This window comes from Desulfovibrio sp. UIB00 (genome assembly GCF_022508225.1).
Taxonomy (GTDB): domain Bacteria; phylum Desulfobacterota; class Desulfovibrionia; order Desulfovibrionales; family Desulfovibrionaceae; genus Desulfovibrio.
In genome coordinates this window covers 79461-101532 of record NZ_JAETXJ010000009.1, presented here as the reverse complement: position 1 = coordinate 101532, position 22072 = coordinate 79461, and the positions used below count along the sequence as shown (strand labels likewise).

Here is a 22072-nt window from a genome sequence, read left to right as displayed (position 1 = left end):
AAGTATGGCCAGCAGCGTTTCATCAGCAATCACCCAGGCTAACAACGAGTTCAATGCCGTTGTTGGCAAGCAGAAAGGTGGCGCGAACCTCGACAAGAACGCCTTTATGCTGCTTCTGGTGACGCAGTTCAAGTATCAGGATCCGCTGAACCCTATGGATGACAAGGAATTTGTCTCCCAGATGGCGCAGTTCTCCAGTCTTGAACAGCTCATCAACCTGAATACCAGCATGGATTCGCTGACTACTGCCACCAACAACCAGCAGATGATCAACGCCACATCCTACATTGGCAAGGAAGTGACCGTTACCGGCAACAGTATCGGCAAGGTTACGGACGCGACCACAAAGACAACGTCCATCACCAAGTTCCGCTACGCGCCCAACGATGCTGTAGCCAGCGGCACCATCACGGTGCGTGATGCCGACAACAACGTCATCTACACTGAAACTGTGGATCCCAAGGCTGCCGGAACCACCTACGAGTTCAACTGGAACGGCAAAAACGGCAGCGGAACCGTTGCCCCGGATGGCGTGTACACTGTCAATCTGGCCCTGCTCAACACCGCTGGAGAGGCTGTTATTGCCGACCAGGTGGTGGACGCAAAGGTTACGGGCGTGGTCAACAACAAGAATGTTGTGTATCTGGGGCTTGATGGCGGCCAGTTGATGGAGCTTTCAAAGGTGCGGCAGGTTACCACGCCAACAACGACATCGGCTCCATCGGGATCTTCCAGTTCATCCGGATCATCGGAATCTTCCAGTTCTTCCGGATCATCAGGTTCTTCCAGTTCTTCCGGATCATCGGGTTCTTCCGGATCATCTGGCGGTTAAACAGAATCGTTAACATTGCGGGCAGGCAGCCAAACTGCACGACCCGGAAAAAATATCCCCCTATCCCAAGACACGGAGGAAGATATGAGTCTCTCATCCAGCATGTGGGCAAGCGTTTCCGGCCTTATGGCGCACGGGAACAAAATGAACATCGTCGGCAACAATATCGCCAACGTCAGTACCCTGGCTTACAAAGGCCAGCGCGCGGACTTCAGCGACTACCTCTACACCGACGGCGGCAGCGTAAGCGGCACCACCCAGATTGGTCAGGGCGTCAGCACCTACGCGGTGCTTGGCGACTACTCGCAGGGTTCTTTTGAATCCACCAACTCGGTGACAGACCTTGCCATTGACGGCAACGGTTTTTTCCAGGTGCGCAAGCAGAACAGCGACCAGATGTACTACAGCCGCGCTGGCGACTTTTATTTCAACAACAATCGCGAGCTGCAAAACCCTGAAGGTTGTCTGCTGCAAGGCTGGAAAGTAGAAAACAGCAAATCTCTGAGCTTCTACGGCGGCGCCACAAGCACAGGTTCCACTGCAACGACCAACTCTGCCTACAAGGGCACTGGCACGCCTGTGGACATCGTTCTGGATAGCTGGAACATTCCGCCTCAGCAGACGACCAACGTCAGCTTTACCATGGGCCTGACCAACAACGGCACGGGCGACAAAACCACCAGCAGCACCAGCCCCATGACCGCACTCTTTGACCTGTGGGACGCCAGAAGCACGCCGCCCATGGCAGATACTGCCTATGCCACGCAGTCGAGCATCAAGGTGTATGACGAGGGCGGCTCCACCCACAACCTCACGGTCTACTATGACCAGGTTGACGCCTCCAAGACGGACACCAACGGCAAGACCGTCTACAGCATTGAAGGTCTGCCCGCTGGCTACACCATGTATGAATACATGGTGACCATTCCCCCGGCTGAAGACCAGCGTAGCTACGGCGGCCAGGGCTACAACGCCACTACCAACACATGGGGAACGGAGCCTACCAAATTTTATAACGACCCCGTCATGGGCACCAACAAGCAGGCCGGCGTACTCATGAGCGGCGTCATGATTTTTGACGCCAGCGGCAAAATGGTAAACCAGACCGCTTACTCCTACGGCGCTACGGAAACGCCCGCTGCCAACAATCAGGTGGCGGTTGACCCCTCGCTCAAGAGTTCCTGGCAGCCCACCAAGACCTCCAGCAATGGCCTGCCCGTCTTTTCGGCCAACTTCACCGGGCAACCTCTGGCCAACAGCGTCAGTGAAACCATGACGCAGGGCACTACCACTGTGAGCCAGGTGGAAAAGCAGATCACAGAACTGGACTTTGGCCTCAAAGATGTCGGCAACCCTGCTTGGATTAACCCTATTGTCACCACTGTTCAAAAGAACAGCGCTGGTCAGCCCATGGGCACCGTTGGGTGGCCAGTAGCCAATACTTCTGTTGCACTGGGAATGGATGCGTACGGCTACCACACCCTTACGACGCCTCCCCGATACGGCACCAAGGGCACCGATGCTGTCTACGCAGACAGCAACGGCTACTACTGGACAAAAAGTCCCACCGTAGGTCTTGAACCAGCAAACATATACGGCACTCTTACAACTGGCTTCGGTGCCCTTAACGTGGGCAATGACAATGGTGTGTACTATGTTGCCGCAGGAACTAGCAAATATACCAACCTCACGAAGGATGAAACCACGGGTAACACGTACCCCAGCGGCTCAGACAGCTACGGCAACTATTATCAAGCCACAACATTTCCGCCAGCGAGTGGGGATACCAAGTACTACGGCTATTTTCTGGACGGCGTAACGAAGCGCCGGGTGTACCATGACGGCACAAATTACGCCTATAATGACGCTGGCGGCGTCAAGCAAACACTTTCCGGCACCAATGCCTTTGTGGTCAACGTGGCCAAGGCTATCACGCCTACTACCTACACTCTGCCCGATGCTGGTACCCGGCCCGTTCCAACAATGGTAACCGGCAACAACACGCTGGCAAGCCTGACCACCGAGTCCAAGCAGACCAGCGTGTCGCCCAGCACTGGCGTTCCGGTCTATAAAAACGTGATCAACTACGGCAACATGGTACCCACCATGACCTCGGTTGAACGCGAAGACTCGGCCAGCGTGAGCAACACCACGACCTATACGGTGCAAAACAGAACGCAGGACGGTTACTCCTCCGGTACATTGAGCAACGTAAAAATCGACAACAATGGCGTTGTTTACGGCGTGTATTCCAACAGCAAAACCCTGCCGCTGTACCAGATTGCATTGTATGACTTCAAATGTACGCAGGGCTTGTATCGCGAAGGCAGCAACCTTTATTCGCAGACAAATGAGTCTGGCGAAGCCAACCTTGGCGTTGCGGGCGATAACGGCTTTGGCACCACAAAGGCCTACAATATTGAGCAGTCCAACGTGGACATGTCGCGCGAGTTTGTGCAGATGATTTCTACACAGCGCGGCTTCCAGGCCAACTCAAAGACCATCACCACGGTGGACAACATGCTGGAAACCGTTATCGGTATGAAGCGGTAAAGCAGAGATTGCAGTAGAAAGAAGGCCGGGGGGCCGCAAGGCCCTCCCAGCGTTGGGGATAGCGCTGCAAACCTTTCTTTCCCGTGTCGGGCGTCGGCCATCTGGTCGACGCCTTTTCACGTTGCAAACAAGTCTGCCCCGTCAGCTTGAAAAAACAGGAAAGGAGAGGGAAGGGATTTCACAGATGCAGAAAAGCTAACGGCCTCTATCGCTCACGCCGAGCGGCTTGTTGCCGATGGTAGCGCGCAGCCAGTCACAGTAATCGGGGAAGGTGGTCAGCAATATCTTGAGGGCATTTTCTTCTGCCAGAGCATACAGCCGGGCCGTTACCTTGCCCGTGCCTACCCAATGCTTGAGGTGGCGGGAAAGATCGGCGTGCCGGGCGGTCATGCCGCGCGCATGCACACCCCGGAACCACTCCACGCCAATATCAAGACAAACCGGCCCGCATTGCCTGTATGCACCAGGGGGCAATACCGGGCCATGCGGCACGCACAGGGATCGCGTTTTTTCCAGATCAAGCAGGCAGGCCCATTCATTGACGCGGCATTCCGGCAGGGGCCAGGGCTGTGCATCAAAAATACCTGCAAAGCCCCGGTCATAGGGCCGCGCAAAAATGCCCCTCTGGTGGGCCAGGGCATAAAGCTGCTGCAACTGGCTGTAGCCAGGCCGAAAATCCATATACCTCACTGGCCCGCAGGGTTCACAGCCCATGACCTCGCGCGTCAATTCCGCCACACTGGCCGGGCAGTTCCAGCACTGACCAAGATGCCCCACAGCCACGGCATCCCCCATGAGGCCGCCCAGATAGCCAAGCACATCCTTGAGCACAAGCACGTCGTTGTGCATAAGGAACAGCCTGCGGCTCGTACTGTGCTCAAAGGCGTACTGGTAGCGGATGCCGTAGCGGTAGGCATCATCGCCAAAGCGCGCCGGGTCTGCGGCATTGAGATCAAGCCAGTAGTCTGGCTGAAAAACCCGCAACCTCTCCCCTATCTGGCTGGTCAGATACTGCACCAGCGCATAGGGGCTGACGATATCATACTGCGAACCATAAGGCTCAAACTGCAACCAGATAGTGCCCACATGGTTGCCACTGTGCTTGAGCAGCGACAGAACAGAGAGCGCTGTCTGATACGGCTTGGCGAAAATGTTTATCGCCACGTCTATCTTTTCAGAGCTGTCCTGCTGCATCGAGAACTGCGGCACTGCGCCCGTCATATCCGACTCTCTATTCGGCTGCGGCAGATTCTGCGGCAGGACCAGATTTTTTGCTGGCCGCATCGGCTGTGGCAATGGCCTGCTGCAAATCTACCGCGGCAACATTGGCCAGAGCGCTCACAATCTGGCTGTCAAAGCCCTTGTCCTTCATAAGCAGGGCAACGGCTTCTTCGGGCTGCATGCCAGCGCGGTAGGAACGTGGGCTGACCATGGCGCAGAAAGCGTTGACCACGGCCAGAATGCGCGCATTGTGATTGATGGCCTCCCCGGCCAGATGCTGGGGCAGGCCCGAGCCGTCCATGCGTTCGCCCATCTGGAAGACGGCGTCCGGCACTGGCAGGTTGAACTGCATGTCGCGCAGGATGCCATAGGCATACTCCGGCGCGCGCATAACCTCGGCCTGTTCCTCGGGGGTAAGCTTGCCCTTCTTGGTGAGCAGCTCGCGCGGCACAAAGATCTTGCCCACCTGCGAAAGGCGGGCCGCAAGCCGCAGGGTTTCCCTGTCCTTGTCGGGCAGGCCCATAGCGCCGGAGAGCAGCTCCGCCACATGCTCCATCTTCATGGAGTGCCCGATGAGGTTCACGTCCACACTTTCAATGGCCCTCACAAGGGCGGCAATACTGTTGGCCTGACGTTCACGCGCGGCCTCGGCACGGCGGCGGAATTCCGTAATATCCTGAAAAATGCCCACGCAGCCGCCCTTGCCTTCTTCCCCTGAATTATCGTGATCTTCAAAGGGAAACAGGGTCACGCGGAAAAGGCGCACATCCCCGGGCTGGGGAACAGAAATCTCGATGCTGCCTTCCTTGCCGCTGGCGCTCACCTGAGCCATGCCCTCCATGAGCCGAAGGGCGGCATCTTCCGGCAGGGCTTCACCCACGGGAGTTCCCTTGAGGGACTTCTCGTCCTTGTCCGCTATCTGGCAAAAGGCCGGGTTGCACATCTGCAAGCGGCCGTTTTTGTCCATGAGCATAAGCCCGGCCTGCAATGAGGCGTTGACGCTGTCGAGCATGATCTTCTGCTGGCGGATAAGCGTGTACAAATGCTTGAAATGCTGGGCAGTGGCCCTGTGCGAACGACTTACCAGCGAAGCCCAGATAAAGGCCAGCAAAAGCGCCGTGCCAAGACTGCCAAGAATGCCCAGACCGTATATCTGCTTTGCCTGGCTTTCCACCAGCGCATCAACCATGTCTGCCGGAGCCTCGATGGTCACAAGCCAGCCCATGCTGCTCATGTAACTGCCGAGGGAATAAGCCTCGCCGCCGCCCACAAGCCCCTGCCGACGCTTGAAACCAAGGCCGTCAGCCAGGGCCAAGTGCTGCACTGGCTCAAGCGCAGGTTTGGCATCGCGCAGCAGCACGGCCTCTGTGCCGTTGCCAACGGCCTGCAAAATACGCGGCAGCAGCCCGCCGTACTGATCTTGCCGCTGGGCAAGAAATGCCGTCAGCACCCTGTCCACAGGAATGGTGGCAAAAAGCACAGCAATGGGGGCGCTCTCGCCCCGGCCCAGCACTTCGTACATGGGATCAGCCAGATCAATCACCATTGTGTCGCCAAGAGCGCGCACAGGGCCAAAAACAACAGTTTTCCTGTCAACGGCGCTGGTCACAAGGGCCACCTGGGCTTCGCCAAGGGGCGCATCCCCTTTGCTCACCACAAAGGGATTGCCCTTGGGCGAAACAATCCGTGCAGAAACCCAGTTTTTGCCGCGCGCAAAATCCCGCAGCAGATCCTGCATATAGCCCATCTGCTCGGCAAGATTACGCAGCGATTCATCGCCGTTTTCCATGGCATCAGGGGCAGAAAGGCGCGCCTCGCCATCGGAGCCAAGGTTGCGCACATCCACGGCAAACAGGCGGAACATCTCCGCGCTGCTCACAAGCCGCGCCTGCTCAACAACGGTTGCATGCCATGCGCGGATGGATTCCAGCGATTTATCCACCCACGATTGCTGCATTTCACGCTGGTTATTCAGAATATCCTGCGTAACGTTCTTGAGCTGCAAGGTGCAGAGGCCGTAGGCCACAGCTGCCGCCACAACAAAAAGCGACAGACTGACAGCAGCCACGGCGGCTTTTTTCAGACGATAGCGACCAGCAACGGACTGCTCATTAAGTTCCTGCGTTTTCATAGGCTTATCCTATAGTACATTGCGCATTAACGTACCGTTTGCGGTGAATACCCCACAAGGGTGTGGGCTGCGCGCTGCATGCCGCATGCCTGCGGCGGCTTTAGTCTATCTTGCGGCCCTTCATATGGGCCCACCGACCGAATTCATTGACCGAATACTGCGGGCTGTACTGCCGCACCTTGGTGTGTGAAAGCACTGAATTACTGAGATTATCCAGAATAAAGGCATCGTCGTTCAGATATACGACCAGAACAGCATGAGCAAAATTTCTGATTGTGTCGCGCACAACCACAACTCGCATGCTTTCGGGCGGAATGCCCAATTCCTTAAGAGTAAAATACTTGATAATGGAATAGTCTTCGCAGTCGCCAGACTTTTTCAGAAACTCCGCCGGAATTTCCCAATAGTCTTCCTGCCGCCAGTTGACGATGTCTTCCACATAGGGCCACGTATTCCAGAAAGAATTTACGTAGCGCAGCAGTTCCATCTTGTTGTTCACCGGAGCTTTGGACTTGAACATGTCCCAGGTAACGCCCTTTTTGAACACCTTGCCGGGTATGAATATGGGATCCATCTGGTTGCGCTTGAGCAGATCAAGCCAGCCCGGCAGAGTGGATAAGGGCCGTTTGAACTCCACAGTGCCGAAAAGCTGCACCTTGGAATCGTGCGCAGGTGCTGCGGGCTGTGCTGCGGATTGCGCCGCGCCTTTTGCGGCATCCGGTGCCGCGCTCTTTGCTGGGGCATCGGCTGCGGAAGGATCTGGCTTTTCAGTTGATTGCGATGGATGCGGGGATGGGGGCTGATCTGCATTATCAGCCTCCGTCTGTGGCTGAACGCTGGAATCAACACCGGTCTGCTGGATTGTCTGGGGGCCAGTTTGCTGACCCGATTGCAGCCCCGACTGCTGTCCTGATTCCTGCCCTGATTGCTTGTCAGCAGGGGGCAAAGCAGCGTTTTCCCCAGTATTGCCGTTCTGTTCTGCCCCCGTATTCGCCTGATCAGGTGTCGCAGCAGGGGGCGCTGTATTATTTTCCGCAGCGGCGGAAGACACGGCAGGCGGCTCGGAAACTTCGGCATTGCCAATGGCTGCGCGGGGTTGCAGATTGAGCGAGCCTGCCAGTGCGGGGTTCCAGCCATAGGCCCAGAACAGCAGACACGCCAAAAGGGCCGCCATGCCCCCGGAAAGGGCCGCGACCAGAGCAAATTTGGAGTATCGAAGTTTGGGCATAGGCTCACCGATTACAGGTGTGCATGTTGCGGCATACTATACTGCCGCTTATGGGGCGTCCAGTGGTCAGAGGTGTTTCGGCTTATTTTTCGGCATGCTATGCCCAAGTTCCACCTCGTACCGTACACCATGCACCATTCCTCAATAAGCCATTGCAGAATATTGCGGCCACACCCGCAGGGGCAACCATACCCGCCCAAGAGCTGCAAAGTTGCACAAACGCTGCTTCAAGTCCGTATGGGAGCGGATGCGCCTAAGTGCGGGAATCTGCCAGTGCTGTCACATCAAGCCAGTGCCGCACCTGTACATCCTTGCCCGCTGTAGCCGAAAGCTGCATGACGCAGCCGCTGCACCCGGTGACAATGTGCCGGATTTCAGGGGCAAAGCCTTTCAGGCATTTGCGCGCCATGTCTGCTGAAAGATCGGGGTTGGACATTTTCAGTATGCCGCCCATGCCGCAGCACAGGCCAGTGCCTTTTTTCAAGCCCGGCAGCCCCGCCGTGAGCAGGGGCAAATCAGGATCATCAGAACCCCAGTGGCAAGGCTGATGATAACCCACCACTGCCGGGGCCGTTCCCGTGGGGCTGATCTGCGGCCCCACAAGCAGGGAGGAAAGCCCAACGCACTTCTGCTTCCACTCCTTGCCCTCCTCCGCCGACATAACGGCGGTGTAGCCATCAAGGCTGTGCTTGCACGAGGCGCAAAAGCTCGTCATTAGTGGTTTGTCAGCCCTACGCCACAGCTCAAGGTTGCGCTCGCGCACTTCTGCCAGGGCCCCCAACTGCCCGGCATGGTGCAACGTGCCGCCGCAGCAGGCAAAATCCGCAATGTCCACAAGGTCGTATCCCCAGCCTGCCAGCAGTTGCCGGGCATTGGATATCCAGTGGGGACGCGCATTTTTTGCCGTGCAGCCGCTGAACAGGGCGACTTTGACGCCGCTGACCTTTTTGCGGGGGCGCAGGGTCAGCCACGGTTCGCAAGGCTCCAGATCAACCAGCGCTCGGGCGGTTTCCACAGAAGACCGCAACACGCCGGGAATAACGAAATCTGGCGCAAGCATGGCAATTTTGCCCGCCATGGGCCACAGTGGGCCTGCGCGGCGAATCCACATGTCCCAGAGCGTTTGCGTCCAGTGAGGATTACGTGCCCGTGCCTCGGCCAGCAGATCGCTGGTAGAAAGCTTGCGCGCGCAGGCCTGCTGGCACCGCTCGCACCCGGCGCAGAGACGGGCCAGTTCGCGGATATCCTCCCAGGGCAGGGGGGAATCCGGGCTGCCGCCGAATTCGGGATCAATCTGCTCCAGAAGCAGGCGCTTGCCCTTGGGCGCGTATTCCTCGCGCTTGAAGAGCGCGTACACAGGGCAGACATTCAGGCATTCACCGCATTGTGTACAGCCGCGTTTCATTTCAGTACCCCTTGCCGGGATTGAGAATGCGGTTGGGATCAAAGACACGGCGCAGACGCAGCATGAGGGCATGTTCCTTCTGCCCGAGCTGCTTGCCAACTTCTTTCAGGCATCCGCCGCCGTGCTCGCCAGAAAGACTGCCGCCACACTCAAGCGCTGCCGCATCCAGCTCATGATGGGTTTTCAGTGTGCGGCGGGCATCGTCAGCGTCAGAGACATCGTAATGCAGATTGGCGTGGATGTTGCCGTCGCCCGCATGCCCAAAGGCGATAAGGCGCTTGCCGTTGCTGGCGGCAATTTCTTCAAATTTACGCACGGCCTTGAGAATGGAGCCGCGCGGCACGGCCATGTCGCCGCCGATACGGTCTGGCCCGAGCACATAGGAGGCCGCTGAAACCCTGCGCCTATAGGCCCACAGCTTGTCTTCCTCTTGCTTGCCCACGCCTTCCATGCGCCACAGGGCGTCGTCAAGCTGTTTGGCGAGGCGGGCATTCTCCAGCGGCACAGTCTCCTTGCTGCCGTCCACCTGAAACAGCAGCAGTGATTTGACGCTGTCCGGCCACGGCACATCACCGGTTTTGGCAAGGATTTCCAGCACGGTTTCATTCATGAATTCCACGGCGCAGGGCAGGATACCAGCGGCAAAAACCTTGCTCATGGAGGCCAGGGCCGCATCCAGCGAAGGATAACCCACAAGCACAGATGCCGAGGCCTCGGGCCGAGGCAAAAGTTTGAGAATAAGCTTGGTCACAATGCCAAGGGTGCCCTCGCTGCCCACAAAGAGCCGCCCAAGGTCAAGGCCTATGACATCCTTATGGGCGCGGCCCCCGAACTTCACCAGTTCGCCGCCGGGCAACACGGCCTCCAGCCCAAGCACGTAATCGCGGGTGACGCCGTATTTTACGGCGCGCAGGCCCCCGGCGCAGGTAATGACATTGCCGCCAACGCTGGTTGCCTTGCCGCTGGCCGGATCCGGCGGGTAAAACATGCCCAGCTTTTCGCACTCTGCCTGAAGCAGAGCCGTATTAACGCCCGGCTCCACTACGGCAACAAAATCTTCTTTATTGATCTCGATTATTTTATCCATGCCAAGCATGGAAACAACAATGCCGGGAACCGTGGGCACGCACCCACCGGAAAGGCTGGTGCCGCGCCCGCGCGGATGCACTGCCACATGCTCCGCATCTGCCCATCGCATAAATTTGCACAGTTGCCCGGCGCTCTCGGGCCGAACCATGGCCAGCACCGTACCCGTGAGCAGGCTGGCATCCGATGCGTAAACGCGCAGCACCTTGGGGTCAAAGGACACGCCGTCCTCAAACAGATCCACAAGAAATTTCTTGTGCTCAGGGGTGAGCGAGGTCAAAAACTCCCCTGTCATGTCATACTCCAGTGCGGTTATTGCTGCGCAGTAATATTCATTCGGCGGGCTGCCGAAAGGGATACACAAAAAACCTGCTCTGCATGCCCCCGCCTGCCGCACAGGGCGCAATCTGCCATGCAGCGCCACTGTGGAGGATGAGCCAACGGGCAGCAGAAAAGCCTCTGATTACGGGCCATTGGCGGCAAATTCTCAGACGTTGACCAGTTGCGACAACATAGCGCAGGACGAAAATGATGTCACTCCCGCACGAAAAACGGCAACCGCAGAACGGTTGCCGTTGTCCTTTTCTGGCGATTGAACACTGACAGACTATGCCGACTGGTCTTTCAGCTCCTTGATAAGACCAGAAAGCGACAGAGCCAGATCTTCCAGCCGCCGGGTGGCCTGGAGCGAGGCTTCGGCGCGCTCGTCCGTCTGCCCGGCGATGGCGTTGATTTCGTCAATGGACTTGTTGATTTCTTCAGATGTGGCAGCCTGCTGCTCTGCCGCAGTGGCAATGGACTGAATCTGCCCTGCCGACTGGTTTGTACTGGTGACAATGTCGCCCAGCGCCGCGCCGGATTCGCCCGCCAGCGATGAGGCATGGTCAAGCCCCTGCACGGCTTCTTCCACAGACTGCACGTTGATTCCGGCTACCCGCTGGATGGAGAGGATGGAGTCGCTCACTTCCTTGGTGGCATGCATGGTCTTTTCCGCCAGTTTGCGCACTTCATCGGCCACAACTGCAAAGCCTCTGCCCGCCTCGCCAGCGCGGGCGGCCTCAATGGCCGCGTTCAGGGCCAGCAGGTTTGTTTGATCGGCTATGTCTTCAATGGTCGTCATGATTGCGCCGATGCCGTGGGCCTGTTTATCCAGATTACCCATGGCTTCGCGCAGTTCAAGAGCCTTCTGCTCCGAGGCGCGCATGGCCTCAAGCGACCGCCCCACGACCTCTGCGCCCTGATTGGCCTTGTCTCTCGCATCCGTGCCCTGAGCGGCGGCATGCGAGGCGTTTTTGGCAACCTCAAGCACGGTGGAATTCATTTCTTCCATGGCCGTGGCTGTTTCGTGGATGCGCTGCCGCTGCACGAGCGTGGCCTCGCGGATGTCTTCTGAACTGCTCGAAAGAGTGCTCACTTCCTGGTGGAGCATCTGCACCATATGTTCGAGCTGGCGCGCTGCTTCAAGCATGCCTTCGGCCTTGGCGCGTTCGGCGTGCAGGCGGGCGGCCTCGGCCTCTCGCGTGGCGTCATTTGCTGCTGCGGCCTGTTGCTGTGCTTCAACAGTTTTGGCTTCAATCTCCGAAATATTGGATTTAAGGGTGGCGCTCATGGAATTAAGGGACTCAAAAATCACGCCCATTTCGTCAACGCGGCGGTTGACGAGGCTGCCATACACACCAGCGGAAATATCCTTGAGAAACACGCCCACGGTCTTCAAAGGTGTAATGATAAGCCGCCCTGCCAGCACCCAGATACCGATGCAAATGCCTATGAGGCTTGCCAGCATGCCGGTGGCAAACTGCCACAAGGCGGCGTTGACAGGCTCCATGAGTTCGCTTTTTTCAATGAGGCCGATAAACTTCCACTTAAGCTCCGGCGAGTTGTACACCACAGCTTCATACTGCTTGCCGCTGATGGCGGCCTCGCCCGTGGCTGAGCCGGATTTGAACAGCGCAGCCAGAGCATCGTTGCCGATGCCGTCTATTTTCTGAAAATTGTGCTGCGGCGTTTTGGGGTCGGAAATAACCACCCCGTCATCCTGCACCAGAATGACAAAGCCCGTGCGGCCAATATGCACGTTTTTAATGAGGTCTGTGAGGGTGCCCAGCGTAATATCTATGGCCGCGACGCCGGTAACTTTGCCGCTGCTGTCGCGTACGGCGCGACAGGCGCTGACCATTGGCTGACCATCGGTGCTTCTGTAGGCGCTGGTGATGTAGTTCTTGGATGGGTCAGACACGGCCATGCCCCACCATGGGCGTTTGCGCGGATCGTAACCACCGGGCTGGGTTTTACCGACTACGGGGCTGTTGAGCACAAAAGCGCCTTCCATGTTACCCGCATAAACATTGGTATATGAGGGGTGCGATTCCCGATACAGACGGAACAGGGCATCCAGCGCCTTGCCAGCGGTATCGTCCGCAGCAGCACTTGATGGAGTGGGTTCCGTCGCTGTTACGTGGCTTGTGGTCATCTGCGGCAATTGCGCCATAAGGGGATCAACAGCCAGCATGCCAACGTTGAGCTTGTATTCATCAAACATGGCTGTGACAACATTGCTGACCTGCCGCAGTTCGCCTATGGCGGACTTGGCAAAGCTTTCTTCTGAAAGCGTTGCAATGCCCCTCGACGTAAGGGCAAACAGTATGCCCATGGGTATGATGATGATTGCCGCAATGCCAAGCATGAGCTTAAGCGATATGGATCTGTTCATAACAAGCCCTTTTGCAAGTGTAGAATTCTGCTTACAGTATCCGCAAGGTACGTTGCTATTATTGCAGCCATCATACAGTTCTGGGACACTTTTGCTCATATAAAATTTTGCCTGCAAGATCAGCCCCTTCAATGGAGAATATTGAGGGTGGCAAAATGCAGAGATGCCGATTCTGTATTAATCGGAAGACATCAAAAAAGGATTATGGCGTCAGGGATAAAAATCAAGGAATAGAAATCTGATTAATATTAGCACAATATTTATAACTAACCTGCAAAACAGGTTATATATTTTACGCAAGACATCTTTAAAACTAAGCAATAGATAAATCAGAACAGCAGGTTCCAGTTGCTGCGGCATGTTTTGGTTATGACCATGATAATATAAATCCCCCAACCGTCGCTCCCGCACGGGGAGCGACGCCGGCAACGGCAAGGTGCGCGGCAATGCTCACAAGCTTCAATCCACGTTCCCGCGCGGGGAGCGACGTGGCTCAAGGAGCATACAGACGGCAAACTGCGTACTTCAATCCACGCTCCCGCACGGGGAGCGACGCTTTGCCTCTTGCAGTATGTTTGGCTGGGGCGGGCTTCAATCCACGCTCCCGCACGGGGAGCGACTGCGTTAAACCAACCTCATCCCCGATCTTCGCTTGCTTCAATCCACGCTCCCGCACGCGGAGCGACACTGGATAGCCGTGGCGGGCAGTACGATTTTCTGCTTCAATCCACGCTCCCGCACGGGGAGCGACCGAAGCCAAGCAGCGGCCCATTTTCGAGCAAGACGCTTCAATCCACGCTCCCGCACGGGGAGCGACCCATGACTGCCCTGGCAGCAACCCTCGACAGTATGCTTCAATCCACGCTCCCGCACGGGGAGCGACCATGCTCTACACGTCACCCGCAAGGGTGTGGATTGCTTCAATCCACGCTCCCGCACGGGGAGCGACCTGGAGTTCTGTATATGCATGTGACCGCAAATACAGCTTCAATCCACGCTCCCGCACGGGGAGCGACCCACATTAGCGACGATGCAATGGACGAGCTGGAAGCTTCAATCCACGCTCCCGCACGGGGAGCGACACAGGAGTACCCGCGTCCGTTATCCGCAGTGATGCTTCAATCCACGCTCCCGCACGGGGAGCGACTTGTTGCCAACGGCCCCGTCCTCCACCAGGTCGGTGCTTCAATCCACGCTCCCGCACGGGGAGCGACTCACCCGCGCCCACTGGATACGCCCACGCGACAAGCTTCAATCCACGCTCCCGCACGGGGAGCGACCTACAAGGTTGTTGGGTGGATTATGCGGGCAAGGCTTCAATCCACGCTCCCGCACGGGGAGCGACAAATTCAGCGACCTCACGCCAAACCAGATGCAGGCTTCAATCCACGCTCCCGCACGGGGAGCGACACCGCTGGCGGCGCATCAAGGTGGAGTGCGAAGTGGCTTCAATCCACGCTCCCGCACGGGGAGCGACGTGAGGATCAGCAGGCAGGCAAGGGCGAGGGAAAGCTTCAATCCACGCTCCCGCACGGGGAGCGACTTGCGATAGCCCGGATACCGCGCTCACAGAGGTGGCTTCAATCCACGCTCCCGCACGGGGAGCGACAGCGGCGGCGGCGCATGGCCCTGCTTGGTGTGCGCTTCAATCCACGCTCCCGCACGGGGAGCGACGAAGTACCCCAAGAAATTCACCAGATGTAGTATTGCTTCAATCCACGCTCCCGCACGGGGAGCGACCGGCTATCTGAACAAGCGCGCCGAAATGTGGGGCGCTTCAATCCACGCTCCCGCACGGGGAGCGACCTTCAATGATGCCGCCGCCGTTCATGGTGGAAAGGGCTTCAATCCACGCTCCCGCACGGGGAGCGACAGAAGGCCTGCGCGATGAAGCCCAGGCGTGGTTTGCTTCAATCCACGCTCCCGCACGGGGAGCGACAAGCCGCCGCCGTTTATGACCGGAATCGCACGCGGCTTCAATCCACGCTCCCGCACGGGGAGCGACCAGCAACCCTATTATCCTTGACATGCTCAGCCCTGCTTCAATCCACGCTCCCGCACGGGGAGCGACGTTGATCCGCCCATGGCCGCGCCTTCGTCACTCAAGCTTCAATCCACGCTCCCGCACGGGGAGCGACCATCCTCCCGATCCAGTTTAAGCTGAATGCGGTCTGCCGCCATGCTTTTGGGACGGCCCCGCTTGTATTCGACAGGATACGGCTGCCAGACATTGCCGTGCCGATGAAACTCCACAACGTCTGCCTGCCCTGTCAGGCCAAGAGCGCGCGAACAGAGCAACAGCCCTGAAACAGTTTTGCAGTCGCCGCGACTTTCAGATGCGTTGCTGTGGGCTTTTTCGTGCAGCAGACGGCCCTCGGCAGTGTACACGTTTTCCGTCCAGAGCTGTTCCAGATGGATGAGCGCACACTGCCGGGGGCAGAACAGATAGTGCTGCAAAGCCGATATGGGGATGGAATCGGCTTGGGGGTGCATTAAAAACCTGAAATGGTTTCAGCCTTCAACCCCGGAGTTGCCTCGCCGTTGAGCGTATAGCTGCCATCGGGGTTAACCGTGAGGCTTTTATGCACTTTTGCGGATGAATACTGCCCGGAAGCGCAGTTGTGTTGCCACCAGAACACCTGATTGACTGCCATGCTGCCCTCCGGACGGGCAGACGAAGCGTCATTTTCAAACAGCCTGGGCAGGATGGCCTTGAGCACGGCGGCGTCTTCATCGCTAAAGCCGGTGCGTTCGGCAAGCTGCGGATTCATACTGCCGTAAAAAACATACACGCCTTTATCCACGCGGTGCTTCATGCCCATGGTGTCCGAACCGCGCTTGCTGCCATCGCCCTCGCCGCTGACGCTTTTGGTGATCTGAATACTTGCAACGCTGACAGGCTCCACGCTGAAGGCCGAGTGAATGCTCACCGGGCCGCGCACAGCAATGGAAACCCCCGCTGCATCGCCATCTTTGCCAAAAGCAAAAAGCTGCCCAAAAGCGCGCACATCAAACCACTTGGCGCAAGCCTTTCGGGCGGTTTCTTCCTTGCTGCATTTTTTGGGATTAAAAGCATCCTTGCCAAGGCCGTGCTCCGCAGATTCGGCCCTTTCCTTGAGCGAGGCCATGTTGTCCAGCTTGCGGTCGTCCGACTGCACAAAAACTTGCGTCCCCTTCTGCTCCATGAGCCGATCACGGATCTTGCGCTTAAGGCAAACATCGCTGATTTCCCCATAGCCATCATAATCGGTACGGGGACGGTTGCCGTTGAGCGGATCGCCGTTAGGGTTGGCGTGATCTACGGTGAGAATAACGGCGAAGTCGATCTTGTGTTGCAGACTCATGTTACGCTCCTTGCTGGTCATTGGCTTCAGTGGTGCTTTCTTTATCAGCCGTGGCGTACAAGGCTGACATCTGACAATGGTAGCCCAGCAGAAATTCGCCACTGAGCTTGTTTGAAGAAGTGAATTCTTCGGGGTCAAATTTATCGTAAATTTCTTTCCAGGCCTTTTGGGGCCGTTTAAGCAGCCCGGCATGGGAACTGCTCTTCAGCCGCTGTATATACGGCTGCAACTGAAGCTCAAGCTGTTTCCATGTGGCAAAAGGATGGTCGGCAAAGCGCTGCATCAACCGCTCGGCATTGGTGGGACGTTTTTCTCCCGCGCAATTCAAAGCGGAACGTTCAATATATTCCGCAACCGCCAGAAGCCGCCCAAAGAGGTAGTCACGGGAGTTACGCGTTTCATCAAGTGCCATGCTGTATTCCCCTTCTTTTATGTGTCTGGCGAAATAGCCCCTGTACATGGCGCAGGCAACGCCCAACACTTCAGCCCACTCCCATGCCTCATGCGCCGCGCGATTGCAGGCTCGGCGCACGCAGCTCTCAACAATATCGCGCGGCAAAGCTGCCCTATCAACAACGCATGGCAACAACCGCTCTACAGTTGCCTTGAGCAGCTTGTCGTCAATACGCCTGCCGTATGCAACGCGGGCAATGGTTTCTGGCGTGGGGGCAAGGGGCGCGTAAACAGTGCGCGTTTTGGGTTTGCTCTGGCCTTCGCGCGCATCTTCTATGCGCACAGGCAAGACCCATGCGCATTCTTCCTGCCATCTTTCCAGATTGTACAGGTAATCCTTAAGCATCTGCTCGCGATAGAACGTAACAGAAAGCCGACCAGGGCTGGCCGCATCCATAGCCATGATGGCGATGCCGTCAGTTTCCTTGAGATCAGCCTTGTATCCCACGAGGGCTTTGTTCAGCCTTTTTGCAAAGGCCAGCCCCATATTTACGGGAGGAACAAAAGGAGGCTGGGCGGCGTCCTTCTCTGCCTGCACCTCAGGCGCGTCATCAAGCAAGAAGTCGGCGGCGCTCAGATCAAACAAATCTTCACAAGGATTAGGCACAGGCGCGCCGCTCACAGCCCAGGCCACAACAGCCTGATCCCCGTTGCGGTAGCCTTGCCGCGCTATGAGCCAGCGCAACGCATTATGCGCCTTGTGACTCACCTCATAGCCAACGGTGCAGGCCTGCTCCGGCTCCAGAAAGCGCCCACGGTAGGTAAAATTTGCGGAATCATTGGAGGAAATAAGCTTCGCACCATCACCGGGGCGGCGGATATTGCGCGGATGCTTTGCGGCAACAGCGCATTCCACCCCTTGCACCATGCAAAGGCCTTTTTGCTCCATCATGGATGCATCGTAGGCCATCCATGCCTGTTGCAGGCTGGTGTCCTTCCATGTGCGCGGTTCCATGTCATCAGGCAGGTTTACCACGCTCCATACCACCAGGGCGTCCCCCTGGTCGCGCACCGTGGCGTTGCCAATTTTTTTGGGCTGCAATCTGTTAAAGATGCTGTCTGCGCCGCTCTCTTTGTCTGCCTCGGTTGGTTCCGTCTGCAAGGAGCTGGCTGATTCGCCGCGCAAAATTCCACATTTCAGCAGATCATTCACCAGATGCCCCTGCGAAACATAGGCATATACAGCCTTGGCCTTTGGATGACTGTGGGGAGAATCGCACCATGCCTGCAACTGAGCGGCATACAAGCTATAAAGATTCTTTTTGCCGCCAGAGTAGTCTTTGGCGCAATAATGAATTTTATCATCCAGAGGATGCGGGGAATCTCCGCTGGTACGACCTGCGGAATCCTCGGTTGCCGGGATAATAAACTGCATTTTCAACGGCAGCAGCTCTGCCCTCACAAAATTTCCAGCCCCGTCAATGACGACATGAATATGTGCCTGTTGGCTGGTATGGCTCACGGGCATAAGCGCAGGGGCTTCTTTGCCGCCATTCTCCGCCTGTGGCGGGTCCACAAAGGCGGGATTTTGGGAGCAGGCTTCATACGTTTCAAAAAGCTTTTGCATCCAGCTCACAGCGTACCCCCTTGCGGGCCGCCGTCAGAAAGCAGGCTGCGGACATCAGGATATGCCACGGTTTCTGGCTCCTGCAAAAGGAGGGATAGCGCCTCTTCATCACAACCAGCGTAGTTTTTGCCGGGGTGGAACGCCTTGGGCTTCATGGGGCGGATTTCTTTGCGCAAAAGGGAGGCATCATCCGGCGAAGGGAATTCAATTATCCCCTTGCGCATTACAGGCTTCCAGAACCGTGCGCCAAAACTGGAGTTTCCGGTTTCATCAGGATAATCAAACCCGTGAAACATGAGGCCAAAGGCCAACTCTTCCAGGTCATCATACGCACCGGGGCCTTCGCCAAACCTGCAAGGTTCCACATACCCCTGACAGTCGCGCGTACCCAAAAAGATATCCTGTCGGCCACCGCGCGCCAGCATACGCTTGGTTATTTCGTAGTGCTTGCCTTCAATCCGGTCTTGCTTCAGTTCCGGCCTGTGCTCGTTCCATACAAAACGGGCCTTTACCTGATAGGCAACATCAGCCAGATAGGTATAGATGGAAAGATCATTACTGCCTTTGGTGGGCCTGATTGGTTTTACGCCCTTGGTTTGCGTGCGAAAGGGACGCAGAATGCGTACCTTGTCAATCACCCAAATCAGCGTAGGCTTCCAATATATAGATTTAACTATTCCCTTGAGGGCCTCGTAGGTGGGAATATGGTAAGAACATTTTTCGCCGCCGACTCGAGTTACAGGATCAGAAAACAGGGCATAACGCCCATAAACAGTAAAGGATATGTCGTTATTCACTCAATCCTCCTATCAGTAATTACAAAGACGCAGTTTTTGCTCTGATTGCGCGCTAACGCCCTGTTCATTGCAGTAAAAGTTGGGTCTCAGAGCAAACATGCCACTATCCTGAATGGGATACAAGGCATTTTTCTGTATAAGATCGCGTTCTGTATGTGGAAAAATGTTTACGGAAAAACGCTGAGCCTTACGTAAAAGCTCATATTTTTTATACAGCAAATCTGATGAACAAAGTGCGGCAATGATGCCCTCTCCATCTTTATAAGGCACCAAAATACTTTTTGATGCTGAGTCGATAGACCTGAAAATTTTTGCTGCGGCGCTGAATGATTGCCCCAATATGGGGAATGGATTCTTATTGCCAGCACCTTGATTACTGCCCAGCATATCAAGCAAAGAATTATTATCGCCTGCCGCATAAGAAAGCACGGCGCCCTTACGATGAAAATAATGGTCAAAATATGTTGCAACCAGCTGCGGCATGGTGAAATCGTAGCCAGATTCCAGAAGTTCTTGTGCATACTTTAGGCGCACTGTATCAAGAAAGATATCCCGACCATCTTTAATGTCTTTCAGCCAGTCCAGATTTTCTGCATCTGCCTTCACCAGTACCACATGCACCCTGCCCGGCTCATTTTCCCCATGTCGGTTGCAGCGCCCTGCCGCCTGAAGGATGGAATCCAGACCAGCGGCCATGCGAATAACAGATCGAAAACTGATATCCACGCCACACTCAATGAGTTGCGTGCTTACGCAAAGCACAGGACGCCCGTTTTTCAAATCGGCTCGCATGGCTTCAAGCTTTTCCATGCGGTGCGCCGGGCAGAGGTTGGTGCTAAGGTAGTAGAAGTTTATAACTTCCTGTTTGGCGCAAAGCGCATAAATCTTTTCTGCCATTCGCTTGGTATTGCAAACCACCAGGCATGAGCCGTGGGATTGTTGCTCTTCTTGCGCCAGCGCGGCCACATCTTCTGCCCCCATGGCGGTATGGCAGTGGTCAAAAAATGTCGTGCGCTTGAGGCGTGTGAACAGGTCTGGCACCTTTGGCACGATTTCCATGCCGGGCTGTATATCAAGGCTGCCACGCAGCGGATGCGGCAGATTGCCCAGCCTCGGCTGCGTGGCAGTGCAAAGCACTGCGGTAGAACCACATTGCCCGGTCAAAAAATCCACAGCGTTGCAAAACATACGCAAGCAGCGCACAGGGACAGTCTGCACTTCATCAAACACTATCACGCTACGTGCAAGATTATGCATGCGGCGGGCGGAGCTTGTGCCTGCGCCAAACAGGCTCTCAAGAAACTGCACCATGGTGGTGAAGATCACGGGGGCATCCCAATTTTCAGACAGTTTTTCCCACCGGCTGGCGACTTCTTCAGCGTTAGAATCTTCATTGGGCATAAAACTGGAATGATGCTCAAGCACTATGGATCCAGGGGCCTCACCCTGCTCAAGAATTTTTCGGGCTACATCGGCGTTTTGGTCAATAATGGATGTATAAGGAATAACATAGATGACTCTGTCCATCTGGTGCTTTTGCGCGTGCAGCAGGGCAAAACGAAGGCTGGCCAGCGTCTTGCCCCCGCCAGTGGGCACAGTGAGAGTGAACATTCCCGGCGCATCCTGGGCACGATGGGCGCAATGGGCAGAAATATCGCCCCGGATATGGTCGATGGCGTGTTGCGGGGTCTTTTGGGCCAAGGCTGCTTCAAAACGCTGCACCAGAGCATCCCAAGGACGCCTGACCCCGCTGCGCCGAATTTCCGCCCCTTTTTGATCTTCAAAATCTGCACTGTCAGTACGATCCGCATCAATCAGGCAACTGAATAAAAAACGCGCCAGCAATCCAAGCTGAAAATCACGACTGTTTGCGCAATCCCGTTGGTCATTGATATCCGCACTTGCTGGCTGCTTGTTCATGACTCGCTCACGCAGCTTCATCATAACTGCTCGCACTTCCAATAAAAGTGCATTCGAGATTTCATTTTCTATTTCTTCAAGGAATGCTTGATCGCAGCGCTCAACGCACTGGTCACGGTGCGTTTTTTCCTCCGGACGGGCCATGTAATTCTGTGTAAATGCATCCTTGCCGTCCGGGGATATGCAATCTTTTAGCCCTGAATGGTGGGACAGAATGCACAGTGCAAGCATCCGGGCAATCGCTTTTTTCAAATCATTGCCTTGCAGGCGCTCCCATAGGTGCTGCCCTCCAGCAAAAGCATGATTGATCTTCCCTTTGCAAGTTATGGGATCGGTGTAGCCCGGCTCACCAGGAGTAATGCAGCCAGCAGCGGAAAGAATATAATTCTGGAATTCTTTTGAATACTTGCCAAAATCATGCAGCAGGCCAACCAGATGACCTGTCAGGGGCAAGCCGACCTTGGCTGCCGCTGATGATGCCAGGTCAGCGACGTTGCGCAAATGTTCAGAAAGAGGCTGTGCGCGGAAAGGTGCCCCATTCTCGGGGCAATAGACATGAGCCACGCAGCTATCAGGCAGGTTTGACATAATGGCCCTCTAGGTCAAAATCCAAGGAATTCTCTAAAAATTTACTACCTTCTTTTTATATGGAATACTATTAGTATTGTTATGTTGTTTTCAAGTGATATGAAGCCGTCCGCGCGCCCAAGACTGACAATAATTCAAAAAGCGAATAAATATCCCCCGGCATAGCCGGGGTTTTTTCATATGCGCCTGTAAGGCTCTCTTACCAGCTGCGCCCTAGCAGGCGCATGCACGATC

At 56.1% G+C, this 22072-nt stretch carries 12 protein-coding genes, 1 pseudogene and 1 CRISPR repeat array; of the genes and pseudogenes, 2 read left to right on the top strand and 11 right to left on the bottom strand.

Annotation, left to right across the window (positions count from 1 at the left end; all coding sequences use genetic code 11):
- Positions 1 to 4: 4 nt before the first annotated feature.
- Both JMF94_RS13260 and JMF94_RS13255 read left to right on the top strand, forming a co-directional pair.
- Positions 5 to 832 (top strand): flagellar hook assembly protein FlgD, encoded by an 828-nt coding sequence (locus tag JMF94_RS13260; RefSeq protein ID WP_240825665.1) that lies wholly within the window; start codon positions 5 to 7, stop codon positions 830 to 832.
- A gap of 84 nt (positions 833 to 916) precedes the next feature.
- Positions 917 to 3385 (top strand): flagellar hook-basal body complex protein, encoded by a 2469-nt coding sequence (locus tag JMF94_RS13255; protein ID WP_240825664.1) that lies wholly within the window; start codon positions 917 to 919, stop codon positions 3383 to 3385.
- 195 nt (positions 3386 to 3580) lie between these two features.
- Here JMF94_RS13255 and JMF94_RS13250 read toward each other — a convergent pair whose 3' ends face one another.
- The 11 genes and pseudogenes from JMF94_RS13250 to cas3 form a co-directional block, all read right to left on the bottom strand.
- On the bottom strand, positions 3581 to 4606 hold the full coding sequence (locus tag JMF94_RS13250; protein WP_240825662.1) for a hypothetical protein: 1026 nt from the start codon (positions 4604 to 4606) through the stop codon (positions 3581 to 3583).
- 10 nt (positions 4607 to 4616) lie between these two features.
- On the bottom strand, positions 4617 to 6737 hold the full coding sequence (locus tag JMF94_RS13245; RefSeq protein ID WP_240825660.1) for an HD domain-containing phosphohydrolase: 2121 nt from the start codon (positions 6735 to 6737) through the stop codon (positions 4617 to 4619).
- Positions 6738 to 6837: 100 nt separating this feature from the next.
- Entirely contained in the window at positions 6838 to 7965 is a 1128-nt protein-coding gene (locus JMF94_RS13240) for a transglutaminase-like cysteine peptidase (protein WP_240825658.1), read from the bottom strand.
- 253 nt (positions 7966 to 8218) lie between these two features.
- Positions 8219 to 9370, bottom strand: a complete 1152-nt coding sequence (locus JMF94_RS13235) for a (Fe-S)-binding protein (protein ID WP_240825656.1) — start codon at positions 9368 to 9370, stop codon at positions 8219 to 8221.
- A 1-nt stretch (position 9371) separates the two neighbouring features.
- A complete protein-coding gene (locus JMF94_RS13230) occupies positions 9372 to 10751 on the bottom strand; it encodes an FAD-binding oxidoreductase (RefSeq protein ID WP_240825654.1) in 1380 nt (459 codons plus the stop codon).
- A 312-nt stretch (positions 10752 to 11063) separates the two neighbouring features.
- Positions 11064 to 13169 (bottom strand): methyl-accepting chemotaxis protein, encoded by a 2106-nt coding sequence (locus tag JMF94_RS13225; protein ID WP_240825652.1) that lies wholly within the window; start codon positions 13167 to 13169, stop codon positions 11064 to 11066.
- A 389-nt stretch (positions 13170 to 13558) separates the two neighbouring features.
- A CRISPR array of direct repeats spans positions 13559 to 15307; the repeat unit is 32 nt; unit sequence GCTTCAATCCACGCTCCCGCACGGGGAGCGAC.
- A 28-nt stretch (positions 15308 to 15335) separates the two neighbouring features.
- Positions 15336 to 15662: pseudogene (gene cas4, locus JMF94_RS13220) on the bottom strand (CRISPR-associated protein Cas4); the annotation flags it as partial.
- Positions 15662 to 16513: a type I-C CRISPR-associated protein Cas7/Csd2 gene (gene cas7c / locus JMF94_RS13215; RefSeq protein ID WP_240825650.1), complete on the bottom strand. Its 852-nt coding sequence runs from the start codon at positions 16511 to 16513 to the stop codon at positions 15662 to 15664. The gene cas7c and the pseudogene cas4, both read right to left, overlap by 1 nt.
- Before the next feature lies 1 nt (position 16514).
- Positions 16515 to 18533: a type I-C CRISPR-associated protein Cas8c/Csd1 gene (cas8c, locus tag JMF94_RS13210; RefSeq protein WP_240825699.1), complete on the bottom strand. Its 2019-nt coding sequence runs from the start codon at positions 18531 to 18533 to the stop codon at positions 16515 to 16517.
- Between the two features lie 5 nt (positions 18534 to 18538).
- Complete coding sequence (gene cas5c / locus JMF94_RS13205) at positions 18539 to 19330, bottom strand: type I-C CRISPR-associated protein Cas5c (RefSeq protein WP_240825649.1); 792 nt, start codon at positions 19328 to 19330, stop codon at positions 18539 to 18541.
- 12 nt (positions 19331 to 19342) lie between these two features.
- Positions 19343 to 21751: a CRISPR-associated helicase Cas3' gene (cas3, locus tag JMF94_RS13200; protein WP_240825648.1), complete on the bottom strand. Its 2409-nt coding sequence runs from the start codon at positions 21749 to 21751 to the stop codon at positions 19343 to 19345.
- Positions 21752 to 22072: the final 321 nt, after the last annotated feature.

What these genes read in the sequence shown, in the direction of transcription:
- cas7c (WP_240825650.1), bottom strand. Translation starts at nt 16,513, where the DNA reads ATGAGTCTGCAACACAAGATCGACTTCGCCGTTATTCTCACCGTAGAT.
- JMF94_RS13260 (WP_240825665.1), top strand. Translation starts at nt 5, where the DNA reads ATGGCCAGCAGCGTTTCATCAGCAATCACCCAGGCTAACAACGAGTTC.
- cas8c (WP_240825699.1), bottom strand. Translation starts at nt 18,533, where the DNA reads ATGCAAAAGCTTTTTGAAACGTATGAAGCCTGCTCCCAAAATCCCGCC.
- JMF94_RS13230 (WP_240825654.1), bottom strand. Translation starts at nt 10,751, where the DNA reads ATGACAGGGGAGTTTTTGACCTCGCTCACCCCTGAGCACAAGAAATTT.
- JMF94_RS13225 (WP_240825652.1), bottom strand. Translation starts at nt 13,169, where the DNA reads ATGAACAGATCCATATCGCTTAAGCTCATGCTTGGCATTGCGGCAATC.
- JMF94_RS13250 (WP_240825662.1), bottom strand. Translation starts at nt 4,606, where the DNA reads ATGACGGGCGCAGTGCCGCAGTTCTCGATGCAGCAGGACAGCTCTGAA.
- JMF94_RS13255 (WP_240825664.1), top strand. Translation starts at nt 917, where the DNA reads ATGAGTCTCTCATCCAGCATGTGGGCAAGCGTTTCCGGCCTTATGGCG.
- JMF94_RS13245 (WP_240825660.1), bottom strand. Translation starts at nt 6,737, where the DNA reads ATGAAAACGCAGGAACTTAATGAGCAGTCCGTTGCTGGTCGCTATCGT.
- JMF94_RS13235 (WP_240825656.1), bottom strand. Translation starts at nt 9,370, where the DNA reads ATGAAACGCGGCTGTACACAATGCGGTGAATGCCTGAATGTCTGCCCT.
- JMF94_RS13240 (WP_240825658.1), bottom strand. Translation starts at nt 7,965, where the DNA reads ATGCCCAAACTTCGATACTCCAAATTTGCTCTGGTCGCGGCCCTTTCC.